Origin of the sequence: Janthinobacterium sp. SUN073 (assembly GCF_030397665.1) — a bacterium.
Lineage (GTDB): Bacteria > Pseudomonadota > Gammaproteobacteria > Burkholderiales > Burkholderiaceae_D > Janthinobacterium.
Genome location: NZ_JAPUBT010000001.1, coordinates 229482 through 251627 on the forward strand (window position 1 = coordinate 229482; position 22146 = coordinate 251627).

Genomic DNA, 22146 nt, shown 5'->3' on the forward strand with positions numbered 1-22146 from the left:
ATTGCTTTCATGAACGGCCCCATTAACTGTATATACGTACAGTATACTATGCCGCTGTGCGGGCAAGATCAAGGGCTGGCGTGCTGCCGTTTCACGCTTTTTCACCATGCGGCATGACATAACTCAACTGCTGTGCGACAAAGCCATCAAATGCCGTGATCAGGGGAACGAAGCGGGACGCGTCCTGCTCCAACTGCATCAGGGCATAGCAGGTCGCTTCCAGGGTCGATAGCTGGTCTGGCGCGTGCGCCTTGCGGATCAGGTAATGGGAAGCGGGCGTGTCGCGCAGGGGCAGGCGCGGCAGCTGTTGCAACTGGGGATTCAGGTACAGCATCTTGCGGCTCTTGCGCCAGGTGGCGTCCAGCACCACCAGCCGCAATCGGGCCGGATCGAGCAGGATGGCGGGGTCGAGCGCTGGCGGCGGCGCGATGCCCAGCGAACGGTCGCCTGGCGTCTCCGGGTACAACAGCACGTTGTGCTTGTCGGCCAGCACTGCGGCGAGCGTATCGGGGGCAAACTGCTCGCCCGTCAGCATGCGGCTGTTGGGCAGGCTCAGGTGCAACAAGCGGGCACTGCCCTTGGCGTTGTGGACTTCCAGCGGATGCTGCAGGATCAGCACGTCCACTGCGTGGGCAACGGGGGCGATCCAGCGGCATATGCAGCTGCTTTCGGCGCGCAGACAGCTTGGACAGCGCGCGCGTTTGGCGGTTTCAGCCAGGGAGGACGTTGCGAAGGTAGAACTGGAGGTACGGCGGGTGGTCATGGCGGAGCGCGTTCGCGGCTGTCTTCAAGCCGCGATTGTAGCGCCCGCGCCATGCCACGGGGAATCTGCGCTTAAAACTCTTCCCATTCGTCGGCGCCGGAGGCCACCGGCGCCTTCGGCGCGCGTGCGCGCACAGCTTCCGCCGGCGCCGCCACGCCCGCCGCGGGTGCAGTCATGGCTGGTGCCGGCGCACGCCGCACGGCGGGCCGCATGGCAGCTTGCATGACAGTTTTGACCGGCGCAGGCGCTTTCACAGACGGGGCCCCACTGGCGGAAACAGAGTGCTGCGTGGCATCGAGCTTGAACACGCCCACCACGTCGGCCAGCCTGGCTGCCTGTTCCTGCATGGATTCAGCCGCCGCAGCGGCTTCTTCCACGAGGGCCGCGTTTTGCTGCGTCACCTGGTCCATCTGACCAATGGCCTGGTTGACTTGTTCGATGCCTGCGCGCTGCTCATCGCTGGCATCGGTGATCTGGTTCATGATCTGCGTCACGTGGCTGATGCTTTGCACGATTTCGTCCATGGTGCGACCCGCCTTGTCCACCAGTTGCGAACCGGCCTCGACCTTTTGCACGGAATCGTCGATCAAGCCTTTGATTTCCTTGGCCGCCGCGCTGGAGCGCTGCGCCAGGTTGCGCACCTCGGAAGCCACCACGGCAAAACCGCGGCCCTGCTCGCCAGCCCTGGCCGCTTCCACGGCCGCGTTCAGGGCCAGGATATTCGTCTGGAAGGCGATGGCATCGATTACGCTGATGATGTCGACAATCTTGCGCGAGGAATCGTTGATCGAACCCATGGTGCTGACCACTTCCGACACCACCACGCCGCCCTTGCTGGCGATCTGCGAGGCGTCGATGGCCAGTTGATTCGCGCTGCGCGCATTGTCGGCATTGCGTTTCACGGTCGAGGTCAGCTCTTCCATCGAAGACGCCGTCTCTTCCAGCGAGCTGGCCTGCTCTTCCGTGCGCGATGACAAGTCCAGGTTGCCGGCGGCAATTTCGCTCGACGCCGTGCTGATCGATTCGGTGCCCACGCGCACCTGGCCGACGATACTGACCAGTTTATCGTTCATGTTTTTCAGCGCATGCATCAGCTGCCCCGTTTCATCGCGGCTGTCCACCACGATATGGCTGGTCAGGTCGCCGGCGGAAACGGCTTCCGCCACCTCGACGGCGCGCGTGATGGGACGCGTGATCGAGCGCGTGATCCAGTAGGCGCAGGCGATGCCCAGCAAGATGGCGACCGCGCCCAGCGAGATCAGCAGCAAACGGCCGTTTTCATAGCGCGAACGGATGTGCGCGGCCGCTTCATCGAGCAATCTGGCTTCCAGCACTTCCAGCTTCTTCAGCGCTGCCAGGTAAATGTCGCGCTTGGCGGCCATGTCGCCTTCGTACAGGCGCTTGCCCAGTTCCAGGTCGCCCGCATTCTTGGCCTTGAAGACATTCTTGCGCACTTCCGTGTACGCCTTGCGCGTGCTCAGCACTTCCTGGTACAACGCCTGCTCTTCAGCGTTCAGCTCGCTCTTGCCGATAGCGTTCTGGATTTCCGTGGCGCGGGCGGACGAGACCGCCATTTCCTGTTCAAACTGCTTCTGGTGTTCGGGATCGCCCACTTTCCAGGCGGCCGCCGTGCGCGCCGCATTCACCTCGATGACCTTGGTCCATTCACCGATCAGGCGCTCATTACGCACCTTGACATTGACCAGTGCATCGGTTTCCTTGCTGGCGCTTTGCATCTGCACGATGCCCACCACGGTCAGGCTCGTCAACAGCAGCAGGACGGCGGCAAAAGCGCCACCGAGGCGTACGCCGATTTTGAGGTTTTTCATTGCGTGATTCCTATCTGAAAAAAACAATGCACAGACGCCACGAAACCGACTTGCTGCTACGTACCAATATAGCAGGCATCCGCCGTGCGGCAATCACGAGCGGCGACGCAACGCTACCCAGGTCGCCAGAATGGCGGCGCGCCGCAGCGCACCACTTTGGAGCAGATTGTGAGTGAATCAGGATGGTATTGCAAGAAATAACATGCAGAAAAGCAACAATTGCAAGGCGCTATGCCGCCACGAACGGGCTGCAGGCAAGCATGGTCAGTTTTGCTTCACATAGATCAATTTTGACGTATCGAAACCCAGCCCCCGGGCTTTCTCAACCAGGCGCTGCTGCAAGGCAGGGTCCATGGTGGGCGTGCGCGACAGCAACCACAAGTATGACTTGTCGGGGCCGCTGATCATGGAGTAGCTGTAATCTTGCTGATCCAGGTCAAACACAATGTAGGAACCATAGAAGGGGCCGAAGAACGACACTTTCAGGTAGCCCACGTCTTTCTTGTCCACGAAATACGCCTTGCCTTCCGCTTCCTTCCACTTCGCGTCCGCCTCCTTGTAGCCGCGATTGAGTACTTTCAGGCCGCCATCCTGGCGCAGGCTGTAGTCGGCCGTCACATGGCTCAGGCCCCGTTCGAACGAGTGGTCGAGGCGCGCGATCTCATACCACTTCCCCAGATAGCGGGTCGTGTCAAAGTGATTGACGGGATGAATATTCTCGGGCCGGCCCACACAGCCGGCCAGCACGAGCACAAACAGGAACAACAGTTTTTTCATGCTCTTCTCCATAGCTAAAATCAGGGTAATAATGCCTGGTCGACGATGCGGCGGATCGCGCCACTATGTTGCATGCGCACGATGGCGGCATTGAATTGCTCGATAAAGTCATCGCGATAGGGGTAGGCGGCCGGCCGGCGCACCGTGAAGCCCAGGTGGCCCTGCTGGCTGGCCAGCTGCGCCGTTTCCTCGATCGCCTGCATCGGCGCGCCCGGCGGACTCTCGCGCCCGATGCGCTGCAATTCCCACTGTGCCGACAGGCGGTCGCTGACATAGCAATCGATGCGCCCGCGCATCAGCTTGAGCAGATTCGTGCGCGTGCCCTTGGCCGGGTCAAGCACGATTTTTTCGGCGCGCAAGGACGCCGTCAATGCCGCATCGCCAAGCAGGAAACCCGCGTTCACGCCAATGTGCAGGCCGCCGTAATCGGCGGGCCACTGCCGCAGCGCGCGCCTGGCCAGCACGTCCTGGTTACACAGCACCACCAGCTGCTCCATCAGCAGCGGCACGGAATAGCGCACATACGGCCGTTCGCTGCGCCACGAATACGGCGGGTACAGGGCAAAGGCCTCGCCCGTCTGCAGCATCAGCAGCCCCCGTTTCCAGGGCACGGGGCGCAGCTGCACCGCATACTGCGGCATCGCTTGCACGGCTTCGCGCACGATCTCCGTGTAGATGCCTTTCAGCTGGCCATTCTCGACATAGGAGTACGGCGGATAATCGTCGTCGCCATAGATCACCAGCGGCGTCGCCGTCCCGGCCTGCGCGCTGGCAGCGATGAACAGGCATAGCGCGGCAGGCAACATGGGCATTCTGGGCATGCCCAAAGATTAGCATGGAAGCGCGACAAGCGATCATCCGTTCGCGCTGTTCGTGCCCAGCATCTCGTCGAGCTGCGCCAGCGTGCCCGAGTCCTTCACGACGGCGCGCAGCCACAGGTGCAGCGGCAGCTCGCCCCAGCTGGCGGCCTTGTCGGCCAGGTAGGCAACGGGGCTGTGCGGCTCCGTTCGGCGGAAAAAATCGGCCACCTGGCGCAGTTGGGCCAGCGCCTGCTGGCGCTGCACGATGACGCCCCCGCCCCCGCCGGCGCCCTGGCCGGCGGCGGGCGACGCATCAGCGAAGTCCGCGCCGGGCGACAGCGGCGCGATGAAATGAATGACGTTTTCCAGCGCTTCACGCGCGGCGCGAAAACTCGGGCCATCGGCTCCGAAACGCGCGTCGACGCTGAGTTCGAACGCCAGCAGCGACTGCATGCAGTATTGCGCATCGGCCAGCAAGCCGTCGGAAAAGGCGCGCGTATTCCTTTGCCGCGCCGCTTCCATCTGCGCCAGGGTCGCAGCGTCGTCGTGGCGCGTATCGCCCCAGCCCTGCTCCGCTGCGCCCTGCGCCAGGCTGGCCGCCGCGCGCTGGCGCGCCGCATCGAAATCCTGCAGTGAAAACAGGCCATCGGCGCCCTCGGTCAGCGGGATCTGGCGCAGCAGTTGCGGCGTGCGCGACAGCAGCCAGAAGACATTGCCGATGCGTTGTTCCTGGTCGCCCTCTTCCGCCGGCGGATACAGGCCTTCCCAATAGCGCTCGCACAGGCCGGCCAGCAGCGCGTAGCCATCGCCGAGGCCACGGAAGTGGCGCGTCTTCGCGTGCGCCTCTGCCAGCCACACGGCCACGCGCAAATCCTTGCTGCGCGCGGCGATCAGCTGTTCGCAGCGCGTCGCCACGAAAGGCCAGTCGGCTTCCTTCAGCGCCGTCACCCACTCGCCCTGGTCCAGGCTCGGGTCATCGTGCTGGCGCGCGCGCGCGATGGCGTCGAGCTCCTGGCTGAAGGTGATGTCGTCGCCGCATGGGCTGACGGCGCTGACGGGATGCAGCAACTGCTCCAGGTTGAACATGGCGCTCTCCGGAAGGTGGATTATCGGATCGTGTACTTGAATTGCCCCTGCTTGCCGGCGCTGACGCGTATCGAGGCGATCGGCTCGCCTTCTGCCATGCGCGCCAGCACCGCTTCGGCAATCGCTGGCAACAGGCTGCCGTTGAGAATTTGATCGACATTGCGCGCGCCCGAGTCGACCTCGGTGCAGCGCGCCAGAACGGCGTCGACCAGGCCCGCGTCGTGGCTGAACTGCGCCTGGTGGTTGCGCGCGATGCGCGCGCCGATATGCGCCAGTTTCAGGGCGATGATCTCGGCCAGCACCGCGTCGCTCAGGGGATAGAACGGCAGCACCTTCAGGCGCCCCAGCAAGGCCGGCTTGAAATGCGCCACCAGTTGCGGGCGCACCAGTTCTTCCAGGGCAGCCGGCGTGGGCAAGTCTTGCGCAACCCGGTTCAGGCAGGCGGCCATCATGGCGCCCGAACCCAGGTTCGAGGTAGCGATGATGATGGTGTTGCGAAAATCGACTTCGCGCCCTTCCGCATCATCGAGCACGCCCTTGTCGAAGACCTGGAAGAACAGTTCGAGCACATCAGGGTGGGCTTTTTCCGCTTCATCGAGCAGCACCACGCTGTAGGGCTGGCGCCGCACGGCTTCCGTCAGCACGCCGCCCTCGCCATAGCCGACATAGCCGGGCGGCGAGCCTTTCAGGCCGGCCACGCTGTGCGCTTCCTGGTATTCGCTCATGTTGATGGTAATGAGCTTGCGCTCGCCGCCATACAGCAGGTCGGCCAGCGCCAGCGCCGTTTCCGTCTTGCCCGTGCCGGACGGCCCCGTGAACAGGAACACGGCTTGCGGCTTGTTCGGGTCGTCCAGACTGGCGCGTGCCGTGCGCACGCGCTGCGCCACCGCCGCGATGACGTGGTCCTGTCCCAGCACCCGTTCGCGCAGCGCCCCGTCCAGGGTCAGCACCGTACGGATCTCGTCCTTGAGCATTTTCCCCAGCGGGATGCCGGTCCAGCCGGCGACGATGCCGGCCACCACCTGCGCATCGACTTCCAGCGGCGACAGCGGCGCTTCTCCCTGCAGGGCCGCCAGCTCCTCCTTCAGCGCCAGCAGGCGGGCCGCGCCGACTTCGCCCGGCCGCTCGCCGCGCAGCTGCCCACGCAAGTCGCCGATCTGCGCCACCAGCGCCTTTTCACGCTCCCAGCGTTGCGCCAGCGCCGCGACCGCCGCCTGTCCTTCCTCATGTTCGCGCCGCAGCTGCGCCAAGCGCGCGGCGGCGGCTTTATCGGGCACTTCGCCATCGCTGGCCTCGCGGGTCAGGGCGGCGATTTCCGCGCCGATGCGTTCCTGCCGCCGGTGCGCGTTTTCCAGCTGCGCCGGCGTGGCGCGCTGGCCCAGCGCCACCTTGGCGCAGGCCGTATCGAGCACGCTGATGGCCTTGTCGGGCAACTGGCGCCCGCTGATGTAACGGTGCGACAGGCGCACCGCCTCGACGATGGCGGCGTCGCGCACGCGGATGCCGAAATGGCGCTCCATCAGCGGCGCCATGGCGCGCAGCATGGCGCAGGCGATGTCTTCGCTTGGCTCATCCACCTTCACCACCTGGAAGCGCCGCGCCAGCGCCGCATCCTTTTCAAAGTATTTTTTGTACTCGCTCCAGGTGGTGGCGGCAATGGTGCGCAGGGCGCCGCGCGCCAGCGCCGGTTTCAGCAAATTGGCCGCGTCGTTCTGCCCCGCCTGGCCACCGGCGCCGATCATGGTGTGCGCCTCGTCGATGAAGAGGATGGCGGGATGCGGGCTTTTCGTCACCTCATCGATGACATTTTTCAGCCGGCTTTCAAATTCTCCCTTCACGCTGGCACCGGCCTGCAGCAAGCCCATGTCGAGCGAGTGGATGTGCGCGCCCTGCAGCACCTCGGGCACGTCGCCGGCGGCGATGCGCAAGGCCAGGCCTTCCACCACGGCCGTCTTGCCCACGCCCGCCTCGCCCGTGAGTATCGGATTGTTCTGGCGCCGGCGCAGCAGGATGTCGACGGCCTGGCGTATCTCGCCCTCGCGGCCGATCACCGGATCGAGCTTGCCGTCGCGCGCCAGCTGCGTCAGGTCGGTGGTGAACTGGTCCAGCGCCGGGGTCTTGCTGGCCAAAGTAGCAAGCGGATCGTCGGGTGTCTCGGAAAACTGCGGCACGGCCGCGCTTTCCTCTGCGGAGCCCGCCGTCAGCTTGTCCGGATGGTGCTTCAATTGCTCCACGCTGAAGCGGGCGAACAGCTTCGAGCCGCGGTACGCGAGCTGCGACAGTTCCGGCTCCGTCAGCAGCGCCAGCAACAGGTGGCGGCTGCGGATGGGTCCCGGCTGCGCCGTATCGAGCGAGGCGATCAGCCAGGCGTGCTCGAACAGCAACGGCAAATGGGGTGAAAACACGGGCGTGCGCGCGCTGCCCGTCCGGAAGCCGCCGATCTCGCGGCGCAGGTCCGCCTCCAGCGCCGTCAGGCTGATTTCGCTGCGCCGCGCGATGGTGACGAAATCGCTGCGCTCCTGTTCCAGCAGCGCCAGGAACAGGTGTTCGATATCGACTTCATACTGTCCCAGTCCCACGCAGATGCCGGCGGCGCGGGTGGCGGCCGTGCGCGCCGTGTCATTCAGTTTGGCGATCAGGGTTTTCAAATGATTGCTCATGCGGCGGCTCCCTTGCGGTTGATCGAATAGCGCAGCGACGACGGCTGCAGCACGGCGTCGAAATTGACCGTCTCGCCACCGGACATCACGGCCAGGGTGCCGCTGATGACGAAGCCGACGCGGTTGATGCTGCCCGCTTCGCGCTCCAGGCGGGCGCGCACATTGCGCAGGCGCGGTTCGTGGCGTTCGATGGCCGCCTTCAGCGCGGCGCAGATGCGGGCGCGGTCTTCGCTGCTGGACAAACACATGCCGGCGAAATCGATCAAGCCATAGTTGACGATGGACGCCGCGCATTCCGGATAGGCGTCCAGCGCGCCGGGCGGCAGGGCCACGCGCGTGTTGAGCAGCTCTTCCAGGTCACGCGCCACCGCATCCTTCAATTGTTCCAGCGACAGGCGCGCCGCCACGCCGCCCGCCGCACCGCCGTCGCCCATCAGGCGATCGAACAGGCCGGGTACATAACTGTCCATGCGCTCTCCTGAAAAGTCGGCGCGACGCGCGGGCGTTGGTGGCCGCCGCGCGCCGCGCACCATGGATCAAGCCACGCGGTTCGCGGCCAGGTCCCAGCCGCCCGAGGTATTGCCGCCGGCGCCGCCCGTCACTTTTTGCTGCGTGTATTTCCACTTCACTTTCGAGAACTTGAAGCCGACGTGTTCACCGAGGATGTCGCCTTCTTCCACGTTCGGCGTGACGGCGCCGATCAAGACATTCTCGATTTCGATTTCAAAGTACTTGACGCGCTCACCCTGGCCGTCGGCGCGCATGAATTCGAAGCGCGCCTTGGGAATGGTCTTGCCGGCCGAGCAGGTCTGCAGCAGCACCGGCGAGGCCAGGTCGGCCAGCTTGGAGATGACGATGTCCTTGTGTTCGCAGCGTTCGGCCGTGTGGCCGCCGCCCGTCGAGGCGGTGGCGGACTTCGGCTGCTCGACGCTCCAGCTGACCGATTTGCACTCGATCCAGTCCTTGTGCTTGTCATCGGTGGACTCGCCCTTGATGCCGTCTATCTGCAGATATACATCGATTGCCATGGTGTGCTCCTCTGGTTGAAAGATGGGTGGTTCATGAATTGGTCGACTTCGGCAACTCCGCGACCAGTCGGAGCGAAACGGATAATTCATCGAGCTGGAAGTGCGGCCGCAGGAACGACACGGCGCGGTACACGCCGGGCCGGCCCGGCACTTCATGCACCTGCACGGACGCCTCGCGCAGGGGGAACTGCGCCTTCTGCTCCTGGCTGGCGTTATCGTCGAGCAGCACGTACTGCATCAGCCAGCGGTTCAGAAAATCTTCCACGTTGGAGGCGGCGGCAAAGCTGCCGATCTTGTCGCGCATCATGGCCTTCATGTAGTGGGCGATGCGCGACACAGCAAAGATGTACTGCAGCTGCGACGACAGCACCGCATTCGCATTGGCCGCGTCGCTGTTGTACTTACGGCTCTTCTGCGCCGACTGCGCGCCGAAAAATGCCGCATACGCCGTGTTTTTGCAGTGCACCAGCGAGATGAAGCCCAGGTCCGACAATTCCTTTTCGCGGCGGTCGGTGATCGCCACTTCGGCCGGGCATTTCAGGGCCACGTCGCCCTCGTCCGTCTTGAAGGTGTGGGTCGGCAGGTCGTCCACCAGGCCGCCGCCCTCCACGCCGCGGATGGCGGCGCACCAGCCGTAATCGGCAAACGCGCGCGTCAGCTTGCTGCCGAACGCATACGCGGCGTTACACCACAGGTATTTGTGATGGTCGCTGCCGTCGACTTCCTCGACAAAATTAAAACCTTCAACCGTGGTGCCATCGACGGGATTGAAGGGCAGCCGGCCCAGGAAGCGAGGCAAGGTCAGGCCCACGTAGCGCGCATCCTCGGATTCGCGGAAGGCTTTCCATTTCGCGTACTCGATGGTGTCGAACACCTTGGCCAGGTCACGCGGCTTGCCCAGGTCGCCGTAGCTTTCCAGGCCAAACAGTTCCGGCGCGGCCGAAGCGATGAAGGGTGCGTGCGCGGCGGCCGCGATGTGCGACATCTGCTCGACGAAATACATGTCTTCCGGCTGGCGCGAGATGGCGAAGTCGCCCAGCAGCGCGGCGAACGGCGCGCCGCCGAAGGTGCCGAATTCCTCTTCATACACCTTCTTGAACATGCTGCTCTGGTCGAATTCCAGCGCCGCCTGGAAATCCTTCACCAGTTCGCGCTTGGTGGCGTTGAACATGCGGATCTGCAGGCGCGTGCCCGTATCGGAATTGCCGACCAGGTAGCGCAGCCCCGTCCAGCTTTGTTCGAGCTGCTGGAACGGCTCCGCGTGCATGATTTCGCTGAGCTGGGCGGAGATCAGGCGGTCGATTTCCGCCACGCGCGCGTCCAGCGTCGCCGACAGGCTGGTCGACATCAGCACCGTGCCGTCGAGCACCTGCGCCACCAGTTCCGAGATCAGGTCGCGCGCGCGCGCATGCTCGGCGCCGGATTTGGCGACGCGGCTCTGCTCGACGATCTGGTCCAGCAAGTCGGTCGCGGCCGGGGCATCGGATGCGGATACAGCGAGGGCTTCTGGGGCTTCTGCCTGGGCGCTCATCTCAATCCTCCTGTGCAGGGAACTGCGGTTTCAGGCTGGCCAGGCTGTCCGTGTTGTTCAGCACTTCCGTCAGCAAATCTTCCAGCTTGTCGTTGCCGGCCAGCTTGTTGCGCAAGTCGGCCAGCTTGGTGCGCGCCTCGAGCAGCTTGCGCAAGGGATCGACCTGGCGCACCACCGATTCCGGGCGAAAGTCATCCATCGAGCGGAAGTGCAGGTCGACGGCGAACGTGCCGCCCGCCTCGCTGATGCGGTTCGGCACGGCGAAACGCGCCACCGGCTCCACGCCGGCCAGCACTTCGTCGAAGTTGTCGCTGTCGATGGCGACGAACTTGCGGTCCTTCAGGCGTTTTTTCTCGCTGTCCGGATTGCCGCCAAAGTCGCCCAGTACGCCGACCACGAAGGGCAGCTCCTTGTTTTCAATCGCGTCGCCAATCTCGACGTCATAGGTCATTTGCACGCGCGGCGCGCGTATCTGCTTCAGGCGTTTCTGCACGCTGTCGGACTTGGGCATGTCGCTTCCTTTGCAAGGGGATGGTGGGGATGCTGGCTTATTTCAAGCCGCTGAACGGGTCGGCCGCGCTGCCTTGCTGCGCCGCGCCTTTCGCCGCCGGCGAGCCGGAGCCGGATGTGGCAGCGCGCTTGCCGGCCGCCGGCGGACGCTTGGCCGGCGGCACCAGCACGTCTTCGCCGATGCTGGCGCGCAGCAGCTTGGCCAGCTCCTGCGCTTCCGAGCGCAGCGAACCATTCAGATTGTTTTGCCGCGACAGGTCTGCCAGCGCCTTGCCGGACAGGCGCAAACCGCTGACGGCGACGATGCTGTTGGCGACCTTGTCATCCGGGTCGCGTTCCAGCGCTTCGAGCGCATGACCGATGGCGTCGCCGTACTGACCGCGGTCGAACTTCATCTGCGCCATTTGCAGCCACGGTGCCTTGTCGGCCGGGTAGCTGCTGCCACCGGCCTTGAGCAGGGTCATGGCGCGTTCGTACTGGCCGGCGCGCGCGGCCGCATCGGCGTCGCTCATCACTTGCGCCAGGGTCGGCGCGGCAGGTTTGGTGGGCGCCGGCTGGTCTGGCGTGGCGCAGGCAGCCAGCAGCAAGGCGCTGGCGAGGCAGGCAATACGGGGCAACATGGTGGCTGGCTTCATCGGGCATTCCTTCACGTGGAGGACGCTACCGCTGGGAAAGATGGGCGGCGCCTTGGTGGAGGCCATTATTGATCGCCAATTTTTTTGCCAGATTGAGATTAATCAGCAAAGAAGAAGTTCCACATCACAGCCCCGTGCAGGTGCATGAATCCTGATCTGGCGCAGGAACTGCGTTGATCGCAGGCGGACTTTGCGCCAACGCAAGCAGGCCGCTGGCACATGCGTTTAAATGACTGCAAGACTTTTATTTCCACTCTCCATTTTTGCAAAGATCGTCCATGCCATCTGACGCCCCGCTCCGCCGCCTGGTCCGCGCCACCCCGCTACTGCTGCAGGCCCTTCTGCTGGCCGGCTGCGCGGGCGGCGCCATCGGCACCCTGGCCAACGCGGCGCTGCAAATGGCCGGCGTGGCCAAGCCGCCGCCCGAACTGCCGGACGCGCAAAAACCGCCGCGCAACGTCAGCATCCGCCTGCACGCGGCGCAGCGCCTCAACACCGATGCCGAAGGCCGGCCGCTGGCGCTGGTGGCGCGCATCTACAAACTGCGCCAGAGCGCCGCCTTCGAGCAGGCCCCATACGACAGCTTCCTCGACGCGCAGCGCGAAAAAGCCGCACTGGGCGCCGACCTGATGGAAGTCAAGGAAGTGCTGCTGGTGCCGGGCCAGCGCTACGAAGTGCAGGAAAAAGTCAGCAAGGAAGCGTATTTCATCGGCGTGGTGGCCCTGTTCCGCGCACCGGCAACGCAGCGCTGGCGCGCCACCTTTGGCGCCGCCGACGCGGAACGTAGCGGCATCACCGTCGGCCTGCATGCCTGCGCGCTGAGCGTCAGCGGCATGGCCGCGCTGTCGGCCCCGCGCTGCCAATAGGCACACGGGCACGACACACATACAAGGAGAAACGCGATGGGCATGGCAGCGAAAGTCTTGTGGGGAGAGGGCCTGTTCCTGCGGCCGCAGCATTTCCAGCGCCAGGATCAGTATCATGAAGCGCGCCTGCATCACACGGCCAGTGCGCTGCATCCCTACCTGTGGGGCGTGGCGCACATGGAATGGGATCTGGCGGCGCTGCAGACGGGCACCCTGCGCCTGCACGCCCTGTCGGCGATCTTCCGCGACGGCGAAGTGTTCGAGGCGCTGGGCGATGGCGCACCGGGCAGCGACACCCTGCCCCCGCCGGTGGATCTGGAAGCGCTGCCGCCGGCGGTGCAGGAAGTGACGTACTACGCGGCGCTGCCCATCCTCAACCGCGAGGGCATGAATTACACGGCGCAGGCGTCAACGGCAGGCACGCCTGCCACCACGCGCTTTGCGCACGCCATGCGCGCCACGCCCGACCTGTTTACGGAGTCCGCCGTCGCCGACGTGGCGTACTTGAAGAAGACCGTGCGCCTGATTCCCGACAGCGAGGCGCGCGGCTCCTACGACTGCCTGCCGCTGATCGCCCTGCGGCGCACGGTGTCGGGCGGCTTCGAGCCCGTGCCATCGTTCATGGCGCCCAGCCTGGCGATCGCCGGCGCGCCGCGCCTGCAGGGTGTACTGGAACACCTGCTCGACGCCTTGCAGGCGAAGGTGAGCGCGCTGCACGGCCACCACCGCGAGCCGAGCCGCAACGTGATCGAATTTCGCTCCGGTGACGTGTCCTCGTTCTGGCTGCTGCACACGGTCAGCACGGCCGCCGCCGCGCTGATGCACTATGTGCGCCATCCGGCCCTGCATCCGGAGCGCCTGTACGAGGCGCTGCTGGGCCTGGCGGGCGGCTTGCTCAGCTACTCCAAGCACTATACCCTGGCCAGCCTGCCCGCCTACGACCACGCGCAGCCGGGCGCCTGCTTCGACGCCATCGACGCGATCATCCGCGAACTGCTCGACACCGTCATCTCGTCGAAGTATTTTTCCATCGCCCTGCTGGAGGACAAGCCGTCGTATTACCTGGGCAAGCTCGATTCGGGCAAGATCGACCAGCACACCACCCTGTACCTGGCGATACGCGCCGCCATGCCCGCCATCGAACTGGTGGATGTAGTCCCGCTGCGGGTAAAAGTGGGTGCGCCCGACGACGTGGAAAAATGCGTGCTCGCGGCCATGCCCGGCCTCAAATTGTCGCATGCGCCGCAAGTGCCGGCGGCTATTCCCGTGCGCCCGGACACCTATTATTTTGCGATTGAAAACCGCGGCGCCCTGTATGAGCAGATGCTCAAGGCGCAGTCGATTTCCGTGTACGTGCCGGCCGGCATACGCGACCTGCAGCTGGAACTGATCGCGGTGACGGCATGAGCCAGCTCATCGAACGGCGCGCGGCGCCCTCCCTGCTGGGACCACGCGGTGCCGCCCCTGCAGGCAACAGCCGGCATGCCGGCAGCGCCCTGCTGGACCTGATGCACGAAGGCTTTTACATGCTGTTCATGCTGAAGCACGGTTCGGCGCCTGGCGACGAGCAAAGCTTCATGGACCGCATCACGGCCTTCCTCGACGACTTCGAACGCGAAGCGAAAAAGATCCGCGCCGATGGCGACGATATCGAGGCGGCCAAGTATGCATTCTGCGCGGCCGTCGATGAAATCATCCTGGCCTCGCCTTTCACCCTGCGCAAGCAGTGGGAAAGGCGCCCGCTGCAGCTGCTGATCTTTGGCGACCAGCTGGCGGGCGAACATTTTTTCGACCGCCTCGACGCCTTGCGCGGCAAGGGCGCCATGCGCGTGCAGGCGCTGCAGGTTTTCCACATGTGTTTATTACTGGGATTCCAGGGCAAGTATGCGATCGACGGTGGAGAGAAACTCAGCTACCTGACGGCGCGCCTGGGCGATGAAATCGCCCACATCAAGGGCAAGAGCCGTGGCTTCGCGCCACGCGCGGAACGCCCCGACCAGGTGGTCAACAAGCGCGGCAGCGACGTGCCACTGTGGGCGCTGTCGAGCTTTTTCGCCCTGCTGGCCATTTGCGCCTACCTGGGCCTGAAAACGCATCTGACGCGCGGCACGCAAACGACCCTGGTCGCGTATGCGGACCTGGTCAAGCTGGCGCCGCGCCCGGCGCACCTGACCATTACATTACCCTGATCATTGCGCATGTCCCATTACGCGTGGTTCATTGAGCAATGCGGAACTCGATGCGCCGGTTTCTCGCCCGGCCATCGGCCGTGGCGTTGCTGGCCACGGGGCGGTCCGGTCCCTGGCCCGACACCAGTACCGAATCGGCCACGATGCCCTTGCTGGCCAGGTAGGTGCGCACGGCTTCGGCGCGCGCCTGGCTCAGGGCCACATTGCTGGCGCGCAGACCTGTGTCGTCCGTGTGGCCGATCACTTCCACCTTGCGTCCCCGTAGCTTGAGCATGACGGCCGCCATCTCGTCGAGAATGGCCAGGCCGGCCGGCGTGATGGACACCTTGCCGCTGTCGAACTCGATGATGCGCTTGTCCAGCGCCGCATCGAGCAAACCCTGCTCGGCCTCGGCCGCCTTGACGCGCAAGCCGTTGTTGACGGTGTAAGTGGGATTGAGGCTGGTGGCGATGTCGCTGGCGATCTGCTGGCGCTGCGCCTCGTTCGCCACTTCGCCGCGCACGCTGACGTTGTTGCCGGCGATGCTGATCTGCCCCCGCGAAATAAGCTTCAGGTTCGGCGCGATCAATTTTTGCACGTAGGCGTTCCAGTTGGCCGGCACGGCCACGTTGCCGATGGCGATCTGGTCGACCACGCGCTCGGCGCCATACAGTTCGCGCAGGCGGGCCAGCACGGCCGCCTTGCCCGCCTCGTCGGCCAGGGTGCCCGTGACGAGGATCTGCCCCGGCATCGGCGTCTGGGGCGCTTGCGCGTGGCAGGGAACGGCCGCGGCAAGCAGCGGCAGCAGGAAAATGTGAGATTTCATCGCAATCCTTCAGGCAAAGGTATCGGCAAACATGGCGCAGGCCGAGCGCAGCGATAGCTGGTCCTGCTGCAGGCAGGCGGAAAACTGGCGCAGCGCCGCAGCGTCTCCCAGCTGCTCGTCAACCCAGTCGAGCTGGTCGAACACGATCAGCCGTTCGCTGCCAGCCTGCGGATCGATCAGCGCGCGCAAGCCGTGCGGGTCGGCGCCGCAAAAACCGATCACCAGCACGGGCGCCTCGTCGAGGTGGGAAAAGAACAGCGCCAGTTCGAAATCGGCCTGGCGCAGGAAAGGCGCGATCAGGTGCAGCCAGAAGCTGGCCACCAGCTCGCGCAGCTGTGCCTCGTGCGGCAGCGGCAGCACCAGGCTTTTCTCGAGGCGCGGCAAGCCGCTCTGGCGCACCGGCTGCAGCAGCAGGCCCAGGCCCAGCAGCAATTCGCGCACCGTCACCGGAAACGCGGGCGAGGCGAGCATCGTTTGCAAGCCGTGCACGGTCTGCGCCTGCAAAAAGGCGGCCAGCCGCGCCGCGTGGCATGGGGCGGCCGGTTCGACTTCGACCACGTTGCCGGCCAGCGCCAGCAGCGCCGGCCCCGGTTCGGCGCTGGTCACGATGCCTTGCGAGAGCTGCTCCACGCGTTGCCACAGGGGCGCCAGCGCCAGCGGGCTGCAAGCGACAAAGGCTTCGGCGTCATCGACTTCCAGCACGCCCATGGCCATGAAGGGAAAGCGCCGCTGCGACTGGTCATTGCTCGCTTCCAGGCGTCCGGCGATGGCGCGCCGGCTGCGCGTGCCGACAAAGGCAAAGCGCAGCGGCGGCAAGGCGTCGTAATTGAGTTTCCAGCGCGGTTCCACCGTCAGGGCAGTCATGACCTGCGCCAGCCAGTCGTCGAGCAGCTGCACCAGCGCGTGATTGTCGCAAGCCTTGATAAAGTCGCCGCGCGCGGGGATCTTGCCGAAGTACCCCAGGCGCACCTGCTGCGCCGCGCGCATCATGGCATCACCCCGGACACCGCCGCGGCGGCGATGGTCGGCACCGGTGCGGCAGGCACGCCCGGCGTGCCGACGATGGTCTCGGGCAGCTGCATGCCGCGAAAGCCCCGCTCCTGCAACGCCGTGGCGGCACCGGCGCCCGTCGTTTCCGCACTGCTGGTGATTTTCAGGTCGACCGCCACGGCCACCTCGCCGCGCGCCCAGCGCAGTTCGAACACGCCGCCATCCTTGCGCTTTTTGCTCGCCGCATCGATCATGCGCTTCAGGCCGAATTGCCCCGGCTCGTTAAACAGTTCCACAGTGCGCCCGTCGAAGGTGACGGCCGTGATGCGCGCGCCCTGGACGCCGGACGCGCCCTGCGGGCCGGGATGCACCATGTTCGTCCACTGCGCCGGCGTGTTGCGGTAGCGCAGCTGCTGGCCGTCGATCTCCACCGTGTATTCCAGGGTGCCCGGGGCGGGCGACGGCTGGATCTGGAACACGGTTTGCGCCGCCGTCGACGTGGCCGCCACGCCACCCGCGCCCAGCGGCGCGATCCAGCCTGGAAAACGCGCCACCACCTGCGGCGACAGGCTGATGCCCATGTCGGCCCAGGTGCGCGGTGCCAGCACGTCGCCGCGCCGCACCACCAATGGTCCCATGGACGTCGTGACGAATTTCGCCACCAGACCTTCCGGGCCGAAGAACTGGCCGATCTCCAGGTTGCTCGCCTCGATGCGCGCCGTGGGCGCGAACGGATACTTGTTGGCCAGCGATTTCTGGAACGGTTCATATACCTGCGCCGCCCAGGTCTTGTTGATCTCCAGTTCCGCCGGCGCGACGATGACGGCAAAGGTCTGCATCAGCGGGCGCACGAGGATGGGACGAATCGCCTGCTTTTGCGCCTCGCTCATCCCCGTGAGCATCTGCTCGTCGACCAGTTTCAGGGTGTCGGCCAGTTCGGAACCACTACCCTCCAGCGTCTGCTGCATGAACTGGCGCGCGCCCGGCCCCGCGTCGCCCTGGTTCTTCAACTGATTCAAACGACTGCGCAGTTTCGACAGCGCTTCCAGATAGGCGCGCATCAGCGAAGCATTGTTGTCCCTGGCCGCCACCAGCTTGCCCACGCCGGCAAATTCGCGCCCCACGGGGCCCATGGGTTTATCCAGGCGGGCCGGGTCGATCTGCGCATTCAGGCCCGGATTGGCCGTCAGCGGCGACGGCGCGCGGCGCAGCACGGTTTCCTTGAACCAGGCGATGATGCCCCGCTCGGCCTTGCGCAATTGCGCATTCTGCAGCGCCGGGTTATCCCACGAGGTTTCCTCGTAAATGGTCGTCAGCAGTTTGGCAATCGGCGACGACTGCGGGTCGCCCAGGCGGTTCATCGCCTGCACGGCGCCGTCAAAGCCTTTCAGGTCGGCGACAGCGACGCCCTGCACGAATTTCTGCCACTCGCGCGCGTAGTCGGTCTTGTACATGGCCACCAGGTTTTTCTCGATCTGCTCCGGGCTGCCTTCCAGGGTCAGGTCGTCGGTGGAGGCGCTTTTCAGCACCCAGTCGGCGCTTTGCAGCTCGCGGTTGGCGGCGTCGCGAAACGCGCCCTCGACGAACTTTTCCCACGCCTGGCGCGTAAAGGCGCCGGAGACGGCGTAACTGCCCGCCAGCAGCGCCTGATCCTGTTCGCCGACGATGCGCGCCACCGTCATGCCGGGAAAACGCGTCGAAGCGCGCGCGCGAATGTCGGCATACACGCGCTCGCGCGCCGGCATGCCGCGCACCACGCGGCGCAGGTTTTCGCGCGCCTGGTCGACCAGCGCCAGCTTCTGCTCGATGCGCGGCCAGGACGGATCGCCGATCTGCGCCAGGTAAAACGTCAGCAGCCGTTCGGCGCTGCGTATCATCTGCTCGCGCGGCATGGCGCCCCGGTTACCCTCCAGCCAGCCGCGCCAGAAGCGCGTCATCTGGTCGTTCAGGTGGCTGCTCTCGGCATGCGTCTTATCGGCCAGCATCAGGTAGGTTTTCAGCGCGTTGTAGGCATCTTCCACATTCGTCGGCGACGCAGCCTGGTACTGCACGCTGCGCGGCGCGGCGGGTACGGTGGCGGCTGGCGTCTGCGGCGTGCGCGCCGTGGGCTGCAGCTGGTCGGCGCTGGCGTTCATTTCGAACAGCAAGGCTTCCAGCGCGCCCGCCACGGGGTCCAGCATGACCTGGCGCGCGCCGGCAAAATATTCCTCACGCAGCTTGCGCTCAAGTAAATCGCCCTGATACAGGCCCAGGCGCAAGGACCACGGCCGTTGCGTGCGGTACGCCTCCAGCTGCTCAATGCGGTCCTGCAAGATCTCCAGCGCTTCCAGGCGCGACTGCAAGTCCATGCGCCGCTCCTGCAGCTTCACCACTTTGTTTAAATCGGCCTCGACATTGGCCACCAGTTGCCGGTTGCCCAGATAAGACCAGCTCCAGCCGCCCAGGCAGGCACCCAGCGACACCGTGGCGGCAAAGAACACGGCATATTTGAAGCGCAGCTTGGCGCGGTTGGCATAGTTGGCCACCAGGTGCTTGTCGGCAAAAATCACCTTGCGGAACAACTCCAGCAGGAAATAGCCATGCTGGCGCGCGCCCGATGGCACGGCGGCCGGGGCCGGCGCGAAGGCCAGGTCGAAGCGGCGCGCCACCTGCTGCGAAGAGGCACTCACGGGCTCGCCCTCCTGCAGCGCGCTGGTGAAATAAAAGCCGCGGAACACGGGCTGGAACTGGAACGGGTTTTCCTCGAACAGGGTGGCGATGAAGGCGCGCAGGGCCGGCTTGATGGCGGCAAATTCCAGCGGAAAAGTAAATACGCCGGGCGCCATCGTCTTGCGTTGCCGGTGCGCCATGTTGGCCAGGCTCAGCTCCGTCAAGCCATCGTGCAATTCATCGAAACTCTGGTCGAAGAACGCCAGCAAGTCCGCCGTGGGCAGCTTGCGCTGGTAAGGCATGGTGGCGCCCCAGACGCGCTCGCGTTCGCTGCGTTCGGCATCGGCAAAAAACTCCGTGAAGCCGGCGATCAGGTCCGCCTTGGTAAACACGATGTACAGGGGTGCGAACACTTCCAGGCGTTCGATGACGTCCTGCACACGCTTGCGCAGGCTGCGCGCCAGTTGCATGCCCACGTCGGGGTTGCCTCCCAGTTCGGCGATGCTGACGGCGATGAGGATGCCGTTGATGGGTGCCTTGCGCCGGTATTTTTTCAGCAGGTCGAGAAAGCCGAACCACTCGCCGCGATGCTCGTCAACGACAGAATAACGTCCCGCCGTATCGAGCACGATGCCATCCGTGGTGAAAAACCAGTCGCAGTTGCGCGTGCCGCCCACGCCTTGCACGACCTTGCCGTCGGCGAAAGGGAATTGCAGGCCAGAATGCAGGATGGCGCTGCTCTTGCCGGCGGCCGGATTGCCGATGATCATGTACCACGGCAATTCGTACAGGGCGGCGGCGCCCGATTTGAGGCCCAGCTTGGACGTCTTGATGGTCTCGATGGCGGCCAGCATGCCCGTGCGCACCGCGTCGACTTCACCCTGCTGGGTGCTATTGGCCGTCGAGGCCGAGGCCGCTTGCGCGGCGGCGATCTCGGCCTCGTTGAGGATGGCTTGCCCCAGCGCCTGGGCATTGCGCCGCGCGCGGCGCCGGCGCCACAGCCACAAGCCCAGCCAGGTGACAAAGGCCAGCAACAGCAAGGCCAGCGCCCAGATCAGCGCCACTTCCAGCACCTCGGCCCCCAGGTACAGGAACACGGCCAGCGCCACGAAGCCGAGGATGGTCAGATTGCGGCTGTCGGAAAGGAAATACCAGATTCGTCGCAGCATGATGAGCCCAGGGTGAGGTCGCAAAGCAAGGTGGATTCGACCCATGCTGACAGCAATACGGCGCGCCTTTGTTGACATATGGCAAGTACCAGGCGCCAGCGCACGGCAGGCGCTGGCGTGCCATTGACGCTGCGCAAGTAAGCTTGCAGCGGTGAAAATGATGGCGCGGCGCGGCGCTAGAATGGCTGGCGCGGCTTACTTGCCCAGCACGCGCGGTTGCGGCAATTCCGTGTGGCCAAAATCCATCATGGTCCAGCGCCCGCCCCAGCGCAGGCCCACCGATTCGGCCGTCACGCCATATAAACGGTAGCCGCGCATGGCCCAGGCATTTTTTTCAGAAATGATGAGCTTTCCTTCATGCATGAATGCGCAATCGGCCGCCAGGCCATACTGGTGATAGCTTTGAAACGCCCTGGCGTTGGTCACGTTCGGGCCCGCCGCCGCCAGCTGGTCCTGGCGCGCGGGGCTGCGATAGCCTTCCAGCAATACCATGTCGTAGCCATGCACGTCCTTCATGATCTTGAAGACCAGCAGCAAACGCTGCGCGTAGTCGTGGTCGAGCAATTGCCAGTTGCGGCTGGCGCCGCCCAGCAGCGGGCGCAGCTGCGTCACTTCCGCCGTGGAAAACAGCAGCGGCGGCAAGGTTGGAGGCGGCACCAGCTGTTCGCCTTTCAGCAAGTCGCTGACCTGGTCGTTGATGACATGTTGCCGGTCGGCATAGCCACGCAGGGCGATGCGGTCGCTGGACAACCACGCCAGCAGGGGCGGCACGATGACCAGCACGCTGCCTGCCAGGCTCAGCCAACGATGCCGCCACAGCAGCTGCCAGGCGCGCGTCATGCCCGAGCCCGTGTGCCGTTGCATGCGCTGCCACTGCGCGCCGCTGCCGCCTTTCAGATGCTGCGCGCGCCGCTGCACGCGCCAACCCAGGTTGACGAGCGTGTGCAGCACGATGGCGCGACCACCGGGAAACAGCAGCAGCCAGCAGGCAAAACAGGCCAGCAGGAAATACATCAGGACCAGGGCGACGAACATGGGGCGCTCCGTGACAGGGATGGGCGTAGGCCGGATAGCAATTTCCCGGCGGTATCGCTAGATCGTAGGCGTCCGTGGCCCGCATGAGCGCGGTTTACATCAAGGTCAGTCGAGTTTGATCCACTGCGGAGGTGATATTTTGTCTCTATTGAAAACCGGGGATGGCCAGGCGCACGGTCCTGACCTGCTGAGCAAGGCCGGCGCGGCTGGCGCGCACAGCGACGGCAAGGGCATCCTGTCGCAGCTCGAACACGGCGTCGCCGCGCCTGCGGCCAGGCCCGCCCTGCGTTGGCGCCCCGGCTGGCGGCACTGGGCCGCTGGCACGCTGTGCCTGGCGGTGCTGATCACGGCCATGCTCACTGATGACACGAGCATCATGCCGCCAGCGCCCGCCACGGCCGTGACTGTGGCTGCGCCCGCACCGCCGGCGCCATCCGCACCCATTGTGCCCCCGCACACAGTGCAGGCGGCCACCATCATCAATACGGCGGCCCCGCCCTTGCCTGCGGTCGCTGCCACAACGGCAAGCGCGCGCGCCAGCGCGCCACGCAAGGCAGCACCGCCCGCGCGCCCGCAGGGGCCGAGGCCGGCCGCAGCACCCGGCGACAGCGATGTCGCCTTGCTGACGGCAATGGTGGCCCATGCGCACCAGCAGGAAGGCACGGCAAAACCCGTGCGCGACGTGGTGCTGCGCAGGCAGGAACAGGAAACGGCGGAACTGTTGCGGCGCTGTCAGCAGCTGGGCTTGATCGAAGGTATGCTGTGCCGCTCGCGTATCTGCTCGGGCCGCTGGGACAGCGATCCCGCCTGCCATTGAGCGCCCG

At 65.2% G+C, this 22146-nt stretch carries 19 protein-coding genes; 4 read left to right on the forward strand and 15 right to left on the reverse strand.

Going from position 1 to position 22146, the window contains the following annotated elements; all coding sequences use genetic code 11:
- Positions 1–91 precede the first annotated feature (91 nt).
- From O0882_RS01150 to O0882_RS01200, 11 genes are all read right to left on the reverse strand, one after another.
- Complete coding sequence (locus tag O0882_RS01150; RefSeq protein WP_289944650.1) at positions 92–763, reverse strand: tRNA-uridine aminocarboxypropyltransferase; 672 nt, start codon at positions 761–763, stop codon at positions 92–94.
- A gap of 71 nt (positions 764–834) precedes the next feature.
- Positions 835–2592 (reverse strand): methyl-accepting chemotaxis protein, encoded by a 1758-nt coding sequence (locus O0882_RS01155; RefSeq protein WP_289944652.1) that lies wholly within the window; start codon positions 2590–2592, stop codon positions 835–837.
- Between the two features lie 264 nt (positions 2593–2856).
- Positions 2857–3369, reverse strand: a complete 513-nt coding sequence (locus O0882_RS01160) for a lipocalin family protein (protein ID WP_289944656.1) — start codon at positions 3367–3369, stop codon at positions 2857–2859.
- 20 nt (positions 3370–3389) lie between these two features.
- Complete coding sequence (locus O0882_RS01165) at positions 3390–4175, reverse strand: transporter substrate-binding domain-containing protein (protein ID WP_289944658.1); 786 nt, start codon at positions 4173–4175, stop codon at positions 3390–3392.
- 48 nt (positions 4176–4223) lie between these two features.
- Positions 4224–5255, reverse strand: a complete 1032-nt coding sequence (gene tssA / locus O0882_RS01170; protein ID WP_289944659.1) for a type VI secretion system protein TssA — start codon at positions 5253–5255, stop codon at positions 4224–4226.
- A 20-nt stretch (positions 5256–5275) separates the two neighbouring features.
- The gene (tssH, locus tag O0882_RS01175; protein WP_289944661.1) at positions 5276–7915 is read right to left on the reverse strand and encodes a type VI secretion system ATPase TssH; all 2640 of its coding nucleotides are present in this window, start codon (positions 7913–7915) and stop codon (positions 5276–5278) included.
- Positions 7912–8385 (reverse strand): type VI secretion system baseplate subunit TssE, encoded by a 474-nt coding sequence (gene tssE / locus O0882_RS01180; protein ID WP_289944663.1) that lies wholly within the window; start codon positions 8383–8385, stop codon positions 7912–7914. Before tssE ends, tssH begins: the two co-directional genes overlap by 4 nt.
- Before the next feature lie 66 nt (positions 8386–8451).
- Positions 8452–8943 carry a type VI secretion system tube protein Hcp gene (locus O0882_RS01185; protein ID WP_034750126.1) on the reverse strand — a complete coding sequence of 164 codons (492 nt, stop codon included), beginning with the start codon at positions 8941–8943 and terminating at the stop codon, positions 8452–8454.
- A gap of 31 nt (positions 8944–8974) precedes the next feature.
- On the reverse strand, positions 8975–10474 hold the full coding sequence (gene tssC, locus O0882_RS01190; RefSeq protein ID WP_289944664.1) for a type VI secretion system contractile sheath large subunit: 1500 nt from the start codon (positions 10472–10474) through the stop codon (positions 8975–8977).
- A gap of 1 nt (position 10475) precedes the next feature.
- On the reverse strand, positions 10476–10985 hold the full coding sequence (gene tssB, locus O0882_RS01195) for a type VI secretion system contractile sheath small subunit (RefSeq protein WP_141170178.1): 510 nt from the start codon (positions 10983–10985) through the stop codon (positions 10476–10478).
- Between the two features lie 37 nt (positions 10986–11022).
- Complete coding sequence (locus O0882_RS01200; RefSeq protein ID WP_289944665.1) at positions 11023–11619, reverse strand: tetratricopeptide repeat protein; 597 nt, start codon at positions 11617–11619, stop codon at positions 11023–11025.
- A gap of 278 nt (positions 11620–11897) precedes the next feature.
- Here O0882_RS01200 and tssJ point away from each other — a divergent pair, with 278 nt between their 5' ends.
- From tssJ to icmH, 3 genes are read left to right on the forward strand one after another with little or no spacing between them, the layout of a single operon-like run.
- Positions 11898–12485 (forward strand): type VI secretion system lipoprotein TssJ, encoded by a 588-nt coding sequence (gene tssJ / locus O0882_RS01205; RefSeq protein WP_289944666.1) that lies wholly within the window; start codon positions 11898–11900, stop codon positions 12483–12485.
- A gap of 36 nt (positions 12486–12521) precedes the next feature.
- Entirely contained in the window at positions 12522–13892 is a 1371-nt protein-coding gene (gene tssK, locus O0882_RS01210) for a type VI secretion system baseplate subunit TssK (protein WP_289944667.1), read from the forward strand.
- Positions 13889–14674 carry a type IVB secretion system protein IcmH/DotU gene (gene icmH / locus O0882_RS01215; protein ID WP_289944668.1) on the forward strand — a complete coding sequence of 262 codons (786 nt, stop codon included), beginning with the start codon at positions 13889–13891 and terminating at the stop codon, positions 14672–14674. The genes tssK and icmH overlap by 4 nt, the downstream gene beginning before the upstream one ends.
- Positions 14675–14702: 28 nt before the next feature.
- Here icmH and O0882_RS01220 read toward each other — a convergent pair whose 3' ends face one another.
- The 4 genes from O0882_RS01220 to O0882_RS01235 all read right to left on the reverse strand — a co-directional run bounded on the left by O0882_RS01220 (position 14703) and on the right by O0882_RS01235 (position 21322).
- Positions 14703–15479, reverse strand: a complete 777-nt coding sequence (locus O0882_RS01220) for an OmpA family protein (protein ID WP_289944669.1) — start codon at positions 15477–15479, stop codon at positions 14703–14705.
- Between the two features lie 9 nt (positions 15480–15488).
- Complete coding sequence (gene tagF, locus O0882_RS01225; protein WP_289944670.1) at positions 15489–16469, reverse strand: type VI secretion system-associated protein TagF; 981 nt, start codon at positions 16467–16469, stop codon at positions 15489–15491.
- Complete coding sequence (gene tssM / locus O0882_RS01230) at positions 16466–20287, reverse strand: type VI secretion system membrane subunit TssM (RefSeq protein WP_289944671.1); 3822 nt, start codon at positions 20285–20287, stop codon at positions 16466–16468. The genes tagF and tssM overlap by 4 nt, the downstream gene beginning before the upstream one ends.
- Positions 20288–20482: 195 nt before the next feature.
- Positions 20483–21322: a M15 family metallopeptidase gene (locus tag O0882_RS01235; RefSeq protein ID WP_289944672.1), complete on the reverse strand. Its 840-nt coding sequence runs from the start codon at positions 21320–21322 to the stop codon at positions 20483–20485.
- Positions 21323–21461: 139 nt separating this feature from the next.
- Here O0882_RS01235 and O0882_RS01240 point away from each other — a divergent pair, with 139 nt between their 5' ends.
- On the forward strand, positions 21462–22139 hold the full coding sequence (locus tag O0882_RS01240; protein WP_289944675.1) for a hypothetical protein: 678 nt from the start codon (positions 21462–21464) through the stop codon (positions 22137–22139).
- Positions 22140–22146 lie beyond the last annotated feature (7 nt).